The organism is Curtobacterium subtropicum, from assembly GCF_030362975.1.
GTDB classification, from domain to species: Bacteria; Actinomycetota; Actinomycetes; order Actinomycetales; family Microbacteriaceae; genus Curtobacterium; species Curtobacterium subtropicum.
The window spans coordinates 162677-179095 of the sequence record NZ_JAUCMM010000004.1; the positions used below are offsets into that span (position 1 = coordinate 162677).

A 16419-nucleotide genomic window follows, 5' to 3' on the forward strand; every position below is an offset into this window, starting at 1 on the left:
TCGGGCCGCACGGGCAGGGCTTCGTAGAATGCCGCCGATGACCACGAACGCCGCCACGGACCCGATGATCGGTCGCATGATCGACCAGCGGTACCGCGTGCGCTCGCGCATCGCCCGCGGCGGCATGGCGACGGTGTACCTCGCCACCGACGTCCGCCTCGAGCGCCGCGTCGCGATCAAGATCATGCACGGGCACCTGGCCGACGACCAGGCCTTCCGGGAGCGCTTCATCCAGGAGGCACGGTCCGCCGCCCGGCTCTCCCACCCGAACCTCGTCGGGGTGTACGACCAGGGCGCCGAGGACGACACGGCGTACATCGTCATGGAGTACATCCCGGGCATCACGCTGCGGGACCTCCTGCAGGAGCACCGGGCCCTGACGCCCGAGCAGGCGACCGACATCCTGCGCGCCGTGCTCGCCGGCCTGGCCTCGGCGCACAAGGCCGGCATCGTCCACCGCGACCTCAAGCCCGAGAACGTGCTGCTCGCCGACGACGGCCGGATCAAGCTCGGCGACTTCGGCCTGGCGCGGGCGACGACCGCGAACACCGCGACCGGCGCGGCGCTGCTCGGGACGATCGCCTACCTGTCCCCCGAGCTCGTCACGCGCGGCGCAGCGGACTCGCGCAGCGACATCTACGCACTCGGCATCATGCTCTACGAGATGCTCACCGGCGAGCAGCCCTACAAGGGCGACCAGCCGATGCAGATCGCCTACCAGCACGCGAACGACACGGTCCCGGTGCCGAGCGCCGCGGAACCCGGGGTCCCGCCGGAGCTCGACGACCTGGTGGCCTGGGCGACCGCGCGCGATCCCGAGGACCGGCCCCGGGACGCCCGCGAGATGCTCGACCACATCTCCGGCAACCAGCAGCGCGCGACGGGCCAGTACCGCACCGCCGTGCTGCGGCCGGAGAACGCGACCGCGATCCTGCCGGCCGGCAGCGCGGCGCCGTCCTCGGCGGACACCGGGCGACGCGACAGCGGTGCACAGGACGACGCCACCCGGGTCATCGCGAGCTCCACCGGCGGCGCTCCCGCAGCGCCCGGTCGTCGCGGCGCACCGGGCCCCCGCCGCACCGGTTCCCAGCCCGGCGCGCTCTCCCCCGCGGGGCAACGGCTGGCCGACAAGTCCGCCAAGCGCCGGAAGCGCGGGTGGATCGTGCTGGCGGTCGTCGTCGTGCTCGCGGTGCTCGCCGGTGTGGTCGGGTGGGCGCTCGGTCCCGGCCCGTGGGGCAACGTGCGCATCCCCGAGGTCACCGGCAAGTCGGTGGCGCAGGCCAGGCAGCTGCTCCAGGCGCAGGGCCTCGAGCCGACGGCCCGCACCGACAGCCGGTACGACGCCGTGGTGGCGAAGGGCCAGGTGTCGACGACGAAGCCCGCAGCCGCACGCGAGGTCCGCAAGGGCACGCCGGTGCAGATCGTCGTGTCGGACGGCCCGCGGATGATCACCCTGCCCGCGATCGTCGGGCAGCCCCTGTCGACCGTGACGGCTGCGCTCGACGACGACTTCCAGCTGCAGGACGACCAGTACGAGTTCTCGGCGGACGCACCGAAGGACACCGTGATCGCGGCGAATGGCCTCGGTAGCGACGGGCAGACCGTCGACCTGGCTTCGGTCGGCGAGTACGCCGAGCGCGGTCCGGTCACGCTCACCGTGTCACTCGGCGCGGTACCCGACGTCACCGGCACGACCCTCGACGCGGCGACCGCGGCACTCGACGAGGTCGGCCTGGTCGTCGGGACGCAGCAGGAGCGCTACAGCGACGACGTGCCGAAGGGCCAGGTCATCTCGTCGAGCGTCGAGGACTCCCCCGCCGTCCGGGGCTCGGCCGTCGACCTCGTGCTCTCGAAGGGCCCGACGCCGATCACGCTGCCCGACGTCGCCGGCAAGACCATCGACGAGGCGACCTCCACCCTCGAGAACCTCGGGCTCGACGTCGAGGTCCCCGACTGCACCAACGTGCTCTGCCGCTTCTACGACTGGAAGTCGGCGCTCCCGGTCACCGCGACGGACCCGGTCAAGGGGTCCACGGTGTACCGCGGCGACACGATCACGCTGTCCTACGAGCAGTAGGCGCGTCGGACGCCCGTCCGTTCCGGTCGCGCGACGTGCCGTCGTCCTGGCCGTCGCGACGGTCGTTCTGGTGGCACGACGTGCCGCCCGCGGCCGCTCCGGTCGCGAGACGTGCCGTCGCGGCGGGACGTGAGCGGCAGGTCGTGCGACCAGGCAGGGCCGGAGCCGGCCAGGGACGGAGCCGAGCCGAAGCCGGGACGGACGGGAGGCGCGGTGCCAGCTGGCCCCGCGCCTCCCGTCCGTCCGGCGGTGGCGGCTACGGCCGCTGGTACGGGTGGGCGCTGAGCTCCTCGGCCACCAGGAAGGCGAGCTCGAGCGACTGCATGTGGTTGAGGCGCGGGTCGCACAGCGACTCGTACCGCGTCGCCAGGGTCGCCTCGTCGATCTGCTCGGAGCCGCCCAGGCACTCGGTGACGTCGTCGCCGGTCAGCTCGACGTGCATGCCGCCCGGGTAGGTCCCGACCTGCCGGTGCGCCTCGAAGAACCCGAGGACCTCGTCCACGACGTCGTCGAAGCGACGGGTCTTGTAGCCGGTCGGCGTGGTCAGCCCGTTGCCGTGCATCGGGTCGGTGACCCACAGCGGGTTCGCGTCCATGCCCTTGATCGCCTCGAGCAGCTTCGGGAGTTCGTCGCGGATCCTGCCGGCGCCCATGCGGGTGATGAACGTCAGACGGCCGGGCTCGCGCTCGGGGTCGAGCGTGTCGACCAGGGCCTTCATGTCGTCGACGCTCGTGGTCGGGCCGAGCTTGACCCCGATCGGGTTCCGCACGCGGGACAGGAAGTCGACGTGTGCACCGTCGATGTCACGGGTCCGCTCGCCGATCCAGATGAAGTGCCCGGACGTGTCGTAGGCCTGGCCGGAGCGCGAGTCGATCCGGGTCATCGGGCGCTCGTAGTCCATGAGCAACCCCTCGTGCGAGGCGTAGAACTCGGTGTGCTTGAGCGCTTCGAAGTCGGCACCGCAGGCGTCCATGAAGCGGATCGCGCGGTCGATCTCCTTCGCCAGGTGCTCGTACCGGGCGTTCGCCGGGTTCGACGCGAAGCCCTTGTTCCACGAGTGCACCTGCCGCAGGTCGGCGAACCCGCCCTGGGTGAAGGCGCGGACGAGGTTCAGCGTCGAGGCGGCCGTGTGGTAGCCCTGCACGAGGCGACGGGGATCGGCCTGGCGGCTCTCCGGCGTGAAGTCGTAGCCGTTCACGATGTCGCCGCGGTACGCCGGCAGCGTCACGTCGCCGCGCGTCTCGAAGTCGCTCGACCGCGGCTTGGCGAACTGCCCCGCCATCCGGCCCATCTTGATGACCGGCATCGAGGCGCCGTAGGTCAGCACGACGGCCATCTGCAGGATCGTCTTGACGCGGTCGCGGATCGAGTCTGCGGTGGCACCGGCGAAGGTCTCGGCGCAGTCGCCGCCCTGCAGCAGGAACGCCCTGCCCTGCGCCGCGGCGGCGAGCCGGTCGCGGAGCTTGTCGACCTCGCCCGCGAAGACGAGCGGCGGGAGCGTCGCGATCTCGGCGGACGCCGCCTCGGCCGCGGCGCGGTCGGGCCACGTCGGCTGCTGCTTGATCGGCAGGGTGCGCCAGTGGTCGAGACCCTCGATCACGTCCGGATCATGCAGGGCGACGACGTCGGTCGACTCGATCAAGGCGGTACCTCGGTGTTCTGGGTCGGGCGGGAGCGGATGGCCTGCGCGCAGGCCGGTCCGGCCGGGGCCGGAGTCCTCAGATCCTACCGTCCGGGCAGGACGGCCCGCTCCCGCGTGACGCGTGACGCGGCAGCGGTGGCGGTGGCGACGGCCGTCCGTCAGGCCGTCGGCGTCCGGCGGTCCTTCATGACCTGCTCGCGCGCGCTGCTGGCACGCTCCTTGACGCTCGTCGCGTAGACGTCGACGTACTCCTGGCGGCTCACCCCGGCGAGCTCGTGCATGACCTCGTCGGTGACGCTCCGCAGGATGAAGCGGTCGGTCTCGAACCCCTCGAAGCGCGAGAAGTCGAGCGGCTTGCCGAAGACGACGCCCACGCGCTTGAACTTCGGGAACTTCTGCCCGATCTGCTGCACCTCGCGGGTCCCGATCATCGCGACCGGCACGACGGTCACCCGGCCCTCGAGGATCATCCGGGCGATGCCGGTGCGGCCGCGGTAGAGCTTGCCGTCCGGGCTCCGGGTGCCCTCGGGGTAGATGCCGAGCTGCTCGCCGCGCGCCAGGACCTGGAGCCCGGTGCGGAGCGAGGCCTCGGACGCCTTGCCGCCGGAGCGGTCGATCGGCAGCTGTCCGATCGCGTTGAAGAACGTCTTCGTCGCCCAGCCCTTGAGACCGCGGCCGGTGAAGTAGTCGCTCTTCGCCAGGAACGAGATCCGTCGGTCGAGCACCGCCGGCAGGATCACCGAGTCGATGAACGAGATGTGGTTCGACGCGAAGATCACCGGCCCCTTCGCGGGCACGTGCTCACGGCCGACGACCCACGGCCGGAAGAGGGTGAGGATGAGCGGGCCGAGCAGGAAGTTCTTGAGCAGCCAGTAGGTCATCGTCGACTCCAGTTCGGGACGCGCGTACCGTCGGGGTGACCCTACGCCGTGCGGGCGTGGATGCGGGCGAGGTCGGCGGCGCCGACGACACCGGCGTCGTTCACGAGCTCAGCGATCACGAAGTCGGGCTCGGGGTGGTAGCCGCGGGCCGGCAGGTTGCCCAGGTACGCCTGCTTGATCGGCTCGAGCAACCGGTCCCCGGCGCTCGCGACCCCGCCACCGAAGACGAACAGCTGCGGGTCGAGGACGGCGGACAGCGAGGCGCACGCCTCGCCGAGGTGCCGACCGAGGCGACGGAGCGCCGCGAGGGCCCCGGGGTCGTCGGCCAGGATCAGGTCGCCGACGATCTTCCCGTCGAGCTGGCCGCCGTTCTGCTCGCGGGCGTCCGCGAGCGCCGACCCGATGCCACCGGCGTCGGCCACGTCGTTCGCCATGCGCTGCAGGGCACGGCCGGAGCCGTACTGCTCGATGCAGCCGCGCGCGCCGCAGCCGCAGGGCAGGCCGTTCGGGACGATCCGCAGGTGGCCGATCTCGCCGCCCGTGCCGAAGCCGCCGCGGAAGAGCCGGTCCTCGGTGACGATCGCACCGCCGACGCCGGTGCCGATCGTGAGCATGGTCATGTCGGACACGAGCCGCCCGGCACCGAAGCGGAACTCCGCCCAACCGGCCGCGTTCGCGTCGTTGTCGACGGTGATGTGCAGGTCGCCGAGGCGCTCCTGGAGCTTCTGTCGCAGGGGCTCGTTCCGCCACCGGATGTTCGGCGTGTAGTAGACGATCGACTGCGAGGCGTCGATGAACCCGGGTGCCGCGACTCCGACCGCTCCCACGTCGTGGGCGGCTCGCAGACGCGTGACCATCGTCACGACGTCGTCGAGCATGGCGTCCGGGTCCGCCGCGTTGGTGGCGACGCGGTCCTCGGCGAGGATCTCGCCGAGCTCCGAGACGACCGCTCCCGCGATCTTGGTGCCCCCGATGTCGATTCCGATGGCATGCACGAGCGTCGAGCCTACCGTCTCCGCGTGGCGACGCCGAACGCCCGGCCGACGGCCGAGCCGGTCGACGACCGGCCCGGTCGACGGCCCGGCCCCGGCGACCGGGTCCGACGCACGCCCGGGCCGCCCGACGGCTGACGAGGTGCTGCGAACCCGGCCGCTCCCCCTCCGTCCCGCGGTCCCGCGCCCGTATGCTGACGGTGACGTCTCATCGTCGAGGCGTCCTCGTGTCGAACCGGCCGACGAGGGAGTCAACCGTGAACGATCAGCGGCAGTCCGCACCCATCCCCGCACCCGACCACGGCTCCGCCGCGCGGCTGCTCTCCGACCGGGCCCGTCGCTCGCCCGACCGGCCGATCCTCGCCCAGCGGCACGGCGACACGTGGACGACGGTCAGCGCCGCCGACACGCTCGCACGCGTGCGCGGCATCGCGAAGGGGTTCGTCGCCGCCGGGCTCGAGCCGGGCGCGCACGTCGCGATCCTGTCCCGCACCCGGATGGAGTGGACGCTCGTCGACTTCGCCGTCTGGACCGCCGGGCTCGTGTCCGTACCCGTGTACGAGACGAGCTCGCCCGACCAGGTCCGCTGGATCCTGTCCGACTCCGAGACCGTGGCGATCGTGGTCGAGCAGGAGGAGCACGCCCGCCGGGTGGCCTCCGTCGCCCCGGACCTGCCGCACCTCGGTCAGCACTGGACGATCGACGGCGGTGGACTGGACGACCTGGTCCGGCTCGGCGAAACCGTCAGCGACGCCGAGCTCGACGCCCGGACGGCCGACGTGCACGGCCACGACGACGCGACGATCATCTACACCTCGGGCACGACGGGGCGTCCCAAGGGCTGCGTCCTCCGCCACGACAACTTCACCGGCACGGTCGAGGGCGCCACCGAGGCCATGCCCGAGGTCGTCGCCGAGGGGTCCTCCACCCTGCTCTTCATCCCGATGGCCCACGTGTTCGCCCGCTTCATCGCCGTCATGTCGATCTCGACCGGCGTGCTGGTCGGGCACGAGCCGGACACCCGCGACCTGATGCGCGCGGTCTCCACGTTCCGACCGACCTTCCTGCTCGCCGTCCCCCGCGTGTTCGAGAAGATCTACAACTCGGCGGAGCAGAAGGCGGACCTCGGTGGCAAGGGGAGGATCTTCCGGGCCGCCGCCGACGTCGCGGTCGCGCACTCCGAGGCCGTCGCCGCCGGACGGGTGCCGCTCGGCCTGAAGCTCCGGTTCGCCCTGTTCGACAGGCTCGTCTACGCCAAGCTCCGCGACGCGATCGGCGGCCGCGTGCAGTACGCGATCAGCGGGTCCGCACCGCTCTCCCCCCGCCTCTCGCACTTCTTCCGCTCGATCGGGGTCCACATCCTCGAGGGCTACGGGCTGACCGAGACGACGGCACCCGCGACCGTGAACCGGGCGCACGAGCTGCGGATCGGGACGGTGGGGCGCGCGCTCCCCGGCGTGGACGTGCGCATCGCCGACGACGGCGAGATCCTGATCCGCGGTGTCGACGTGTTCGACCGCTACTGGCACAACGACGAGGCGACGACGAAGGCCTTCGCCGACGGCTGGTTCCGCACCGGTGACCTCGGCCGGCTCGACGCCGACGGCGTGCTCACCGTGACCGGTCGGGCGAAGGAGCTCATCGTCACGGCGAGCGGCAAGAACGTCGCGCCGGCGCCACTGGAGGACGGCATCCGCGAGCACCCGCTGGTCGGGCAGGTCGTGGTCGTCGGCGAGGGCAAGCCCTTCGTCGCGGCACTCGTCACGCTCGACCGCGAGATGCTGCCCGGCTGGTGCGAGGCCCGCGGGATCTCCCCCGCGCTCACCCCGCGCGCGGCAGCGTACGACGAGCGCGTGCACGCCGCCGTGCAGGAGGCCGTGGACACCGCCAACCAGCGTGTCTCCCGTGCCGAGTCGGTGCGGTCCTTCACGATCGTCGACACCGAGCTGACGGAGGCGTCGGGGCACCTCACGCCCAAGCTGACCATCAAGCGCGCGGTGGTCCTGCGGGACTTCGCCGCGGACGTGGAGCACATCTACTCGGGCTCGAAGGTCCAGACCACGGCCACCCCGGTGGTCGCGTCCCGTCGACGGAACCGCGCGTAGGGACGACGGACGGGAGGCCCGGTGCCGGTCCGACGGACCGACACCGGGCCTCCCGTGTGTCGTGTGCGCGCGGGGCGCGACCCGTCGTCGGGACGCGACCGCACGCCGGCTCAGGCCTCCGGGGCCTGCTGCACCTCCGGTGCGTCGAGGACGGCGACCGACGACGTCGTCGGTGCGGGGTCCGGGCGGCGGTTGGTGCGGGTGCGGTGCGAGCTGAGCTCGTCGTTCTGAACGGTCATGCTGGGTGTCCTGAGGGTGTGGGATGCGCGTCGGTGGGAAGCCGACGCGGACACGGTACCTCGTGGTCGGGATGTCCGGACAATCCCTCGAAGGGGTGTCACGCCCTGTTCGCCGAGAGCGGCTCGTCCGGTTGCGTTCGGGACGCTCGCGCTCAGTGGAACCAGGCCTGCGCGCGGATGTCGCGGAGCGCCCCGCGGCGGACCTCGGGATCGAGGGTCATCACGTAGACCGTGCCGTCGAGGTGGTCGACCTCGTGCTGCAGTGCCTCGGCCATCAGCCCGGTGCCCTCGAGCACGACCTCGGCCCCGTCGACGTCGACGCCGCGGACCTTCGCGTACGGGGAACGCGGCGTCGGGTAGGACAGGCCGGGCACCGACAGGCAGCCCTCGTCCATCAGCTCGACCTCGCCACGGACCTCGACGACCTCGGGGTTGAGCACGTACCCGACCTCGCCGTCGACGTTGTACGAGAACGCGCGCAGGCCGACCCCGATCTGCGGCGCGGCCACGCCGGCTCGGCCGGGTTCCCGCACGGTGTCGAGGAGGTCCTGCACGAGGTCACGGACGCCCTGGGAGCCGAGCGCTCCGGGCGCGATCGGGTCCGCCGGGGAACGGAGGACGGGGTCGCCGAACAGGCGGATGGGACGGACGGTCACGGTACTGCAACACCACCAGGAGGTCGGCGGCGTCCACCTGCTGGGACGCCGGGATCGCGGGACGGCCGACGGCGTCACCGACGGCGACCTCGGGCACCGCCGCACCGGAGGACGGTGCGACTCGGGACGGGTGCAGGGCGATCCCGCCGCGGTCCGCGACCGAGATCTTGCTGGACACGACGTCCCTTTCAGCCCGGGTTGAGGTGTCACAACCCTACTGGCGGTAACGTGGCTCACCGTGCATGTACTCAGCGTGAGCTCCCTCAAGGGTGGTGTCGGCAAGACGACGGTGACGCTCGGCCTGACTTCGGCCGCGTTCGCCAAGGGACTGCGCACGCTGGTGGTGGACCTCGACCCGCAGTCCGACGTCTCCACGGGCCTCGACATCGACATCTCCGGCCACCTCAACGTCGCCGACGTCCTCGAGAACCCGAAGGAGAAGATCGTCCGTCAGGCGATCGCGCCGTCCGGGTGGACGAAGGGGTCGCAGGGCAAGGTCGACGTGCTCGTCGGCTCCCCCTCGGCGATCAACTTCGACGGGCCGCACCCCTCCATCCGGGACATCTGGAAGCTCGAGGAGGCGCTGGCCAACGTCGAGCAGGACTACGAGCTCGTGCTCATCGACTGCGCGCCGTCGCTGAACGCCCTCACCCGCACCGCCTGGGCAGCGTCGGACCGCGTGACCGTCGTCACCGAGCCGGGTCTGTTCTCCGTGGCCGCCGCCGACCGTGCCCTCCGCGCGATCGAGGAGATCCGCCGAGGCCTCTCCCCCCGGCTGCAGCCGCTCGGCATCATCGTGAACCGGGCGCGCGTGCAGTCGCTCGAGCACCAGTTCCGCATCAAGGAGCTCCGGGACATGTTCGGGCCGCTCGTGCTCTCGCCGCAGCTGCCCGAGCGCACGTCGCTCCAGCAGGCGCAGGGTGCGGCGAAGCCCCTGCACGTGTGGCCGGGCGAGTCCGCGCAGGAGATGGCGAAGAACTTCGACCAGCTGCTCGAGCGCATCATGCGCACGGGCAAGATCGGCCCCTACGCCGAGGGTGGCGCCGCCTAGGTCTGCCCTGCCTGGCGCAGGGCCCGGCCTGGCGCAGGGCCCGGCCCGTTCTCGTCGCACGACATGCCGTCGCATTGGAAGCTGAGCGGTAGGTCGTGCGACCTCAGCGGACGCAGGCGGCAGGTCGTGCGACCGGAGCTGGCGACGATCCGGGCGTCGGCGCTCGACGTCTGGCGAACAGTGGACGTCGGCTGGCGGTCCGCGCCGGTCGATCGACGGTCGGTGATCGTCGACCAGCGCTCCCGCACTCGCGTCCTGGTCGCACGACATGCCGTCGCATCGGAAGCTGAGCGGCAGGTCGTGCGACCTCAGCGGACGCAGGCGGCATGTCGTGCAACCGGAACTGGCGGTCGTCCGGACGCGGGCGGCAGGTCGTGCAACCGGAACTGGCGGTCGACGGTTGACGGTCGACGATCGGGCGGCATCGGCGAGTGGACAGGACATGCCACGCGTCGGACACCGAGCGGGTGTGACCCGTCGTCAGACGGCGTGAGCGTCACCGATCGTGCACACTCGTGCGCGCCCTGTCGGCGGTGCCGAGCAGCGCGCAGTTGCCGGGCGCCCGAGGAAGCGTGCTGAGCGGGAGCGAGCGGGAGCGCGCGGGAGCGCGCGGGGCGACTACGACGCGCGGGAGGCCCGGCGCGCGGCGAGCTCGTCGTCAGGGTCGGCCGCCGGGGTGGCGTCGAGCTCGACCAGGGAGCTCTCGACCTCGCGCAGGACCTTGCCGACGGCGATGCCGAACACGCCCTGGCCGCGGGACACCAGGTCGATGACCTCGTCGTCGGAGGTGCACAGGTAGACCGACGCCCCATCGGACATCAGCGTCGTCTGGGCCAGGTCGGACACCCCGGACTCGCGGAGCTGGTTCACGGCGGTGCGGATCTGCTGGAGCGAGATGCCGGTGTCGAGGAGGCGCTTGACGAGCTTGAGGACGAGGATGTCGCGGAAGCCGTAGAGCCGCTGCGAGCCCGAGCCGGCAGCGCCACGGATGGTCGGCTGCACGAGTTCGGTCCGGGCCCAGTAGTCGAGCTGGCGGTAGGAGATGCCGGCTGCACGGGCGGCGACGGTGCCGCGGTAGCCGTTCTGCTCGTCGTGCTCGGGGAGGCCGTCGGTGAAGAGCAGGCCGAGGTCGTACCGAGTCATCTCGGACTCGGTACCGGGGGTGTCAGTCCCACTCATGTGCATGCCTTCCACGACGTTCGAGCTCCCACCAGAAGGTTCAACGACGGGTTGAGAGTTGTTCCGAGGTCCACGGTAGCGACTCGGGCACGGTCTACCCGGCACATCCGCACCGGCGCGTCCGGCGTGTCGAGGATACGCCCCGACCACCGACGGCCGACAGGGGTCACCCCTGCCCCGACCACCGACCGACGACGGGTCATGCGTCGAGGCGGCCGATCGCGGCGCGGACCAGATTGGACCGGACGACCTCGAGCTGACCGGCGATCTCACGCGCGAGCTCCGTCGCCTTGGCACGCGACGTGGCGTCGCCTCGCCGGGACACCGGCATGAGTGCGGACTCGATCAACCCGACCTCGCGCTCGACGACACCGCGCATCGTGCGCAGGTGCCGCGGCTCGATCCCGGTGCGCTGCAGTTCGACCAGGGCCTTCAGCACGGCCACGGCGTCGTCGCCGTACGTGTCCGCGGCGGGGAGCAGCGACGCCGAGACCGCATCGGTCAGGAGCATCGGCGAGGCGCCCGCCGCTCGGACCGTCTCGTCGCGGGTGTACCGGCGCTCGCGACCGAGGATCGACGGCTTCGGCGCGTCCCCACCACCGGGCAGGAACGGCTCGCGACCGGCATCGAGGTCCGCGAGGTAGTCCTTGATGACCTTGAGCGGCAGGTAGTGGTCGCGCTGCAGCCCGAGCACGATCCGCAGCCGCTCGACGTCGGCGGCCGAGAACTTCCGGTAGCCGCTGGCGGTCCGGATCGGCGTCACGAGTTCGCGTTCCTCGAGGAAGCGGAGCTTCGAGCTCGACAGGTCGGGGAACTCGGGCTTCAACCGGGCGATGACCTGCCCGATGGTGAGCAGGTCCGGTACCGCAGCGCCGGCCCGTACTGCGGCGGACCGCGCAGCCACTACGCGGTCGCCAGGCGCGCCAGGTCGACCCGGGATGCGTAGAACGTCAGGCGGAACTTGCCGACCTGCACCTCGGCACCGTCGGTGAGCAGCGCCTCGTCGATGCGGACGCCGTCGAAGTAGGTGCCGTTCAGGGAGCCGTTGTCCTTGACGCTGAAGGCGGTGCCGTGGCGCAGGAACTGGGCGTGCTTCCGGGAGACCGTGACGTCGTCGAGGAAGATGTCCGCGGCGGGGTGCCGCCCGGCCGTCGTGACGTCCGAGTCGAGGAGGAACCGCGCGCCGACGTTCGGGCCACGACGGACCACCAGCAACGCCGAACCGGAGGGCAGGGCGTTGATCGCCTCGCGCTCCTCGGTCGAGACACCGGACTCGGCCGTGAGGGCCGCTCCCATGTCCATGCTGAAGGTCAGGGTGGTGTCGACCAGCCGCTGTTCCGGAGTCTTCTGACCGCCCGGCTGCGGGGCCACTGGCTCTGGCATCGTGGACCTCCTCCTCTTGGCGCACCAGCGTATCGGAAACGGGTGACCTCGCGGGAGCCCCGAACGGGGCTGGGGAGAACTCGACAGCACGCGCACAGCGAACGCACCGAGGCGACCCAGCCGACGGACGGGAGGCGCGGGGCGGACCCGCACCGCGCCTCCAGACCGAAGACGGGTCGCGTGGTGTGCGATCAGGGTGCCGGAGTCGGCGTCGCCGTCGCGGTCGGGGCCGGCTGGCCGGACGCGAGTGCGTCGAGGATCCGGCGCACCTCGGCGTCCTTCAGCCGCACCCAGGGCGACCCGTCCGGGTCGCTCGTCGACGCCTCGGGGCTGTCGCCGGTGTTCCACCACTTCGACTGGTACGGGATCCCGTGGAAGAGCACGCGCGCACCCGTGTCGTACTGCGCCGTGCCGGACCACGCGGCGTAGGAGCCGGCGGGCAGGGTGAGCGGTTGCACGGGCTTCTCCCCCGGCAGGACCGGTCCGATGATCTGCCACGGGGTCTCGTAGGCGCTGAGCACCGGGTCGTCGGGCAGGTCGCCCGAGGTCCACCACTTCGCCTCGTAGACGTTGTGGTGCCACACGACCTTCGTGCCCTCGAGGTACGAGGCGTCCTGGTCCCAGACCGGGTACGGACTGGTCTTCGGGTCGTCGGTGGGCTGCTCGGTCGCCGACGGCTCGGCCTCGGTGACGTCGGACGCCGCCGCGACGATCCCGCCGGTGAAGCCCTTGCCGAGCACGTCGGCGAACAGCAGTCCGTGCTGGTCGATGCCGGAGCACGAGTTCGAGACGGTCGACAGGTTGACGTAGTTCGAGCCGCAGGTGGTGTCCCGGTTCAGTGACCACATCGACATCCGCCCCAGCCCGCGGTCACGCGCCCAGGTGTTGAGCTTCCGGGCGTCGCTCAGCGAGAAGACCTCGTCGCGGACGTCGTTCTGCCCGATCATCGGGGTCGCGCCGACCTTGTGCCAGAGCGTGCCGTCGCCGAGGGGCGTGCCCGCGCGCTGGTACAGGACGCCGAGCTGGCGCTGGACCTCCTGCAGCGCCTGGACCGACGCGGAGTACATGCTCTGGCTGGAGCCCTTCGCCTCGCCGTAGTCCATCGTCATGGCGTTCACGCCGGCGAGGTCCACGCCGGCGGCGAGGAACTGCGACACCGCGGTCGTCCCGTCGGACGTCAGCCCGGAGGGCGCGGCCGGCAGGGTGAGCCACACCGCGAGCGGGTGTCCGGCCGCCCGACGCTGCTCCTGCAGCGCCGCGACCGCCTTCGCCCGGCGCTCCCCCGCGGCGTGGTTCGTCAGGTCGTCACCCTCGACGTCGAAGTCGACGGTCGACAGGTCGTAGCGCTCCACGACCTGGCGGTAGGCGCCGAGCAGGTCGGACCCGTTCGTGCAGGTGGTGGCGAGCTCGTCGTTCGCCAGGCCGCCGAACGACACCCCGACCTCGCCGTGCTGCTGCTGCAGGCGGGCGACACGGCGGTCGAGGTCGAGCTGGTCCGCCGCGCCCTGCAGCGAGTAGTAGGACCCCCACGTCGGCGAGCAGGCGTCGTCGTGGTCCGCGACGACGAAGGACAGCACGACGTTGCGTCCCTTCGCCGACTTGACGTCCTCGAACGCGAAGGCCGGCGTCGCGGTGACGTCCGTGTAGGCGCCGAACCACGCCGGCTGCCGCTCGGTCGCCTGCGCGGCGTGCCAGCGGTCGAAGCCGGCGTACCCGGCGACGGCGACGGCGGCGGCGACCACGACCGCGATGGTGACCCGGACCGGGGAGAGTCGTCTCGTCGTCGACATCAGGCTGCGCTCCGTTCCTGCTGGGGGCCGGTCGCGCCGGCCCCGGTGGACGCGACCGGGCGGGCGCCGGTCGCACCGACGACGTCGGCGTCGTGGCGCACGGGCAGGTTGCCGCCGCCGTGGCCGAAGTAGAGGACCGCGTGCCAGTCCTCGCTGACCGGCTCCGGGACCGGACCGACCCCGTGACGACGACGTCCGTGACGACGCTCCGCGCGGGTGGCGCGACGGGCCGCACGACGGGCCGCGCGCGCCGAGGGGTCGTAGTACATCCACCGGGTGGCCCACAGCCAGACGTCGACCACGGAGTTCCACACGCCGATGTAGGCGACGATCGCGTAGGTGGCGAGCAGGGCGTTGAAGGCGGCGAAGACCGCGTTCCCCCAGTTCTGCGCGCCGTAGTCGCGGACGAAGGTGAAGACCGAGAACGCCACGATCGCGTACGGCGCGAGCACGTAGAGCGCCGGCGATGCGGTGCGGTCCCGCACCTTGGGCGTCCGGGCGAACGGGATCTTCTTGGCCGTCAGCGCCTGCTGGATGCTCTTGAGCACGCCCGCGACGTTCACCGGGGTCAGGATCAGGTTGAAGCCGTAGATGCGGAGGACGTCGGTGCGCTTGTACCCGCAGTACCGCAGGTCGCTCGACAGCAGCCAGAAGTACGGCAGCGCGGCGAGGAGCACCATCGGGCTGAGCAGGCGCGAGTCGTACGGGTACGCGAGCAGGAAGACGAGCCCGAACGACGCCCAGGTGATCGACGCCATGTAGTTGACGCGCAGCGCCATCTCGACGAGACCCACCCGCTCGCCACGGGCCCGGCGTTCGCGGACCTGCCGCACGTACTTCGGCAGGATGAGGAGACCGCCGTTCGCCCAGCGTCGGCGCTGGACGACGAGCGACCCGAAGTCCGGCGGCGTTGCGCTGTAGGACAGGCGCTCCGGGTAGTTGACGAGCGTCCAGCCGTGCATGCCCAGGTCGACGCTCGACTCGGTGTCCTCGATCACGGTGCGGTCCTGCACGTAGCGCTTCACCTCGAAGCCGCCGACGGTCTCGACCTCCTCGATGTCGCGGAGCGCCTGCGTGCGGATCACGGCGTTCGCCCCGACCCAGAAGGTGGCGTCGTACCGGGACATCCCCTGGTGCAGGATGTGCTGGATGTCGGTGGTGGCACCCGCGAGCCGTTCGATGCGCGTGGCGGCTCCGCGGAAGGACGAGTACGGGGTCTGCGTCACCGCGACCCGGGCGTTCTCCGGCTGCTCGAGGAAGTAGACCAGGCGCAGGCAGTAGTCGCGCAGCAGCACGGAGTCGGCGTCGAGCGTCAGGAGGTAGTCGGAGGCCGGCACCACGAGGTCGGCGGCGGCCGGGTCGGCGACGGTGCGCAGGACGGTGCCGGACGCGGTCTCGTCGAACGCGTACGCCCCGCCCATCAGGCCGATGTACGCGTTGAGGTTCATCGCCTTGTTGGCCTCGTCGGACAGGTTCACGTACCGCTTGCGCTCGAAGGTCGTGAGCTCGGCCGTGAAGGTCCAGGCGAGCCGGCGCTGCAGCTCGAGCGCCCGGGCGGAGGTCACCTCGCTGAAGTCCTGACCGAGGGCGACGGCGTCGGCGATCGCGGCCTCGAGCGCCTCGGCGGTCAGGCGGAACTCGTCCGCGAGCCCGACGAGCACCTGGTCGTGGAAGAACCGGTCGACGTGGTCGGCGACCTCGTGCTCGCGGGCGTTCCGGCGGAGCCACGCGTCGGCCCACCGGTGGTGCTCGACGAGGGTCCGGAGCGCGTGCGTGCTGGCGAACGGTGCCGCGTCCGCCTCGACCTCGGCGGAGAACAACGCCTCCTGGAAGCGGCGCGAGGGCGCCTCGAGCTGCGCCTGGATGCGACCGGCCACCGCGCGGGTGCGGTCGAGCCTGTCGAGCGTCTCCGGGTCGGTCGGGAAGGGCGCGTCGTCGACCAGCAGGACGACCCGCAGCGACGGGTACTCCTGCAGCGCCGCCGACCAGAGGGTGGTCGCGACGACGTCCGGCTCCTCGGCGTAGCTCGGCACGAGGACGGTCATCGGTGCGTCATGGCCGGTCGCGAAGTGCCGGTCGAGCTCGGCGCGCGGGACCCGCACGTGGGCCGCGAAGCGCTCCATCGCACCCTGGCGGGCGACCAGGTGCATGAGCGCCGAGAACGTGAGGAAGGTCACCACCACGAGGTACGAGATCGCCTCGGTGGTGAAGCGGAAGCTCTCGGTGCCGTAGTCGAGGAACTGGCGGATCACGGTGTAGACGACGTACGCCAGCCAGAAGGCGATGGTCAGGATGATCGCCACCCGCCCGGAGACGAGCTTCCGGTCGGAGGGGCGGGCGTGCAGGGTGTCGAGCGGACGGGTCCGGCGCTCGGCACCCCACTGACGACGGCGCGTCGGTGCGCCGGCGGGCAGATCAGGCATG

At 71.6% G+C, this 16419-nt stretch carries 13 protein-coding genes; 3 read left to right on the plus strand and 10 right to left on the minus strand.

Annotation, left to right across the window (positions count from 1 at the left end):
• Positions 1–37: 37 nt before the first annotated feature.
• Positions 38–2077, plus strand: coding sequence for a Stk1 family PASTA domain-containing Ser/Thr kinase (pknB, locus tag QUG98_RS08195; protein ID WP_289470060.1), 2040 nt, complete (start codon positions 38–40; stop codon positions 2075–2077).
• A gap of 256 nt (positions 2078–2333) precedes the next feature.
• Here pknB and QUG98_RS08200 read toward each other — a convergent pair whose 3' ends face one another.
• From QUG98_RS08200 to QUG98_RS08210, 3 genes are all read right to left on the minus strand, one after another.
• Entirely contained in the window at positions 2334–3677 is a 1344-nt protein-coding gene (locus QUG98_RS08200) for a class II 3-deoxy-7-phosphoheptulonate synthase (RefSeq protein ID WP_224443104.1), read from the minus strand.
• 200 nt (positions 3678–3877) lie between these two features.
• Positions 3878–4600, minus strand: a complete 723-nt coding sequence (locus QUG98_RS08205) for a lysophospholipid acyltransferase family protein (protein WP_289470061.1) — start codon at positions 4598–4600, stop codon at positions 3878–3880.
• Positions 4601–4641: 41 nt separating this feature from the next.
• Complete coding sequence (locus QUG98_RS08210; protein WP_289470062.1) at positions 4642–5595, minus strand: ROK family glucokinase; 954 nt, start codon at positions 5593–5595, stop codon at positions 4642–4644.
• Positions 5596–5849: 254 nt separating this feature from the next.
• On the opposite strand from QUG98_RS08210, the gene QUG98_RS08215 reads away from it, so the two are divergent.
• The gene (locus QUG98_RS08215; protein ID WP_289470063.1) at positions 5850–7697 is read left to right on the plus strand and encodes an AMP-dependent synthetase/ligase; all 1848 of its coding nucleotides are present in this window, start codon (positions 5850–5852) and stop codon (positions 7695–7697) included.
• A 110-nt stretch (positions 7698–7807) separates the two neighbouring features.
• Here QUG98_RS08215 and QUG98_RS08220 read toward each other — a convergent pair whose 3' ends face one another.
• Together QUG98_RS08220 and QUG98_RS08225 are read right to left on the minus strand one after the other, a co-directional pair.
• Complete coding sequence (locus QUG98_RS08220) at positions 7808–7936, minus strand: hypothetical protein (RefSeq protein WP_263480178.1); 129 nt, start codon at positions 7934–7936, stop codon at positions 7808–7810.
• A gap of 152 nt (positions 7937–8088) precedes the next feature.
• Positions 8089–8592, minus strand: coding sequence for a peptide deformylase (locus QUG98_RS08225; RefSeq protein ID WP_058729212.1), 504 nt, complete (start codon positions 8590–8592; stop codon positions 8089–8091).
• Positions 8593–8830: 238 nt separating this feature from the next.
• Between QUG98_RS08225 and QUG98_RS08230 the strand changes: the two genes are divergently transcribed.
• Complete coding sequence (locus QUG98_RS08230; protein WP_058729211.1) at positions 8831–9643, plus strand: ParA family protein; 813 nt, start codon at positions 8831–8833, stop codon at positions 9641–9643.
• Between the two features lie 618 nt (positions 9644–10261).
• Here QUG98_RS08230 and QUG98_RS08235 read toward each other — a convergent pair.
• From QUG98_RS08235 to QUG98_RS08255, 5 genes are all read right to left on the minus strand, one after another.
• A complete protein-coding gene (locus QUG98_RS08235) occupies positions 10262–10822 on the minus strand; it encodes a MerR family transcriptional regulator (protein ID WP_058729221.1) in 561 nt (186 codons plus the stop codon).
• Positions 10823–11021: 199 nt separating this feature from the next.
• Positions 11022–11726 carry a transcriptional regulator FtsR gene (gene ftsR, locus QUG98_RS08240; protein ID WP_289470065.1) on the minus strand — a complete coding sequence of 235 codons (705 nt, stop codon included), beginning with the start codon at positions 11724–11726 and terminating at the stop codon, positions 11022–11024.
• On the minus strand, positions 11726–12205 hold the full coding sequence (locus QUG98_RS08245) for an FHA domain-containing protein (RefSeq protein WP_137767035.1): 480 nt from the start codon (positions 12203–12205) through the stop codon (positions 11726–11728). The genes ftsR and QUG98_RS08245 overlap by 1 nt, the downstream gene beginning before the upstream one ends.
• A gap of 191 nt (positions 12206–12396) precedes the next feature.
• Positions 12397–13995, minus strand: coding sequence for a chitinase (locus QUG98_RS08250; RefSeq protein WP_289470066.1), 1599 nt, complete (start codon positions 13993–13995; stop codon positions 12397–12399).
• Positions 13995–16418 (minus strand): glycosyltransferase family 2 protein, encoded by a 2424-nt coding sequence (locus tag QUG98_RS08255; protein ID WP_289470067.1) that lies wholly within the window; start codon positions 16416–16418, stop codon positions 13995–13997. Before QUG98_RS08255 ends, QUG98_RS08250 begins: the two co-directional genes overlap by 1 nt.
• Position 16419 lies beyond the last annotated feature (1 nt).

What these genes read in the sequence shown, in the direction of transcription:
- pknB (WP_289470060.1), top strand. Translation starts at nt 38, where the DNA reads ATGACCACGAACGCCGCCACGGACCCGATGATCGGTCGCATGATCGAC.
- QUG98_RS08205 (WP_289470061.1), bottom strand. Translation starts at nt 4,600, where the DNA reads ATGACCTACTGGCTGCTCAAGAACTTCCTGCTCGGCCCGCTCATCCTC.
- QUG98_RS08220 (WP_263480178.1), bottom strand. Translation starts at nt 7,936, where the DNA reads ATGACCGTTCAGAACGACGAGCTCAGCTCGCACCGCACCCGCACCAAC.
- QUG98_RS08235 (WP_058729221.1), bottom strand. Translation starts at nt 10,822, where the DNA reads ATGAGTGGGACTGACACCCCCGGTACCGAGTCCGAGATGACTCGGTAC.
- QUG98_RS08245 (WP_137767035.1), bottom strand. Translation starts at nt 12,205, where the DNA reads ATGCCAGAGCCAGTGGCCCCGCAGCCGGGCGGTCAGAAGACTCCGGAA.
- QUG98_RS08250 (WP_289470066.1), bottom strand. Translation starts at nt 13,995, where the DNA reads ATGTCGACGACGAGACGACTCTCCCCGGTCCGGGTCACCATCGCGGTC.
- QUG98_RS08255 (WP_289470067.1), bottom strand. Translation starts at nt 16,418, where the DNA reads ATGCCTGATCTGCCCGCCGGCGCACCGACGCGCCGTCGTCAGTGGGGT.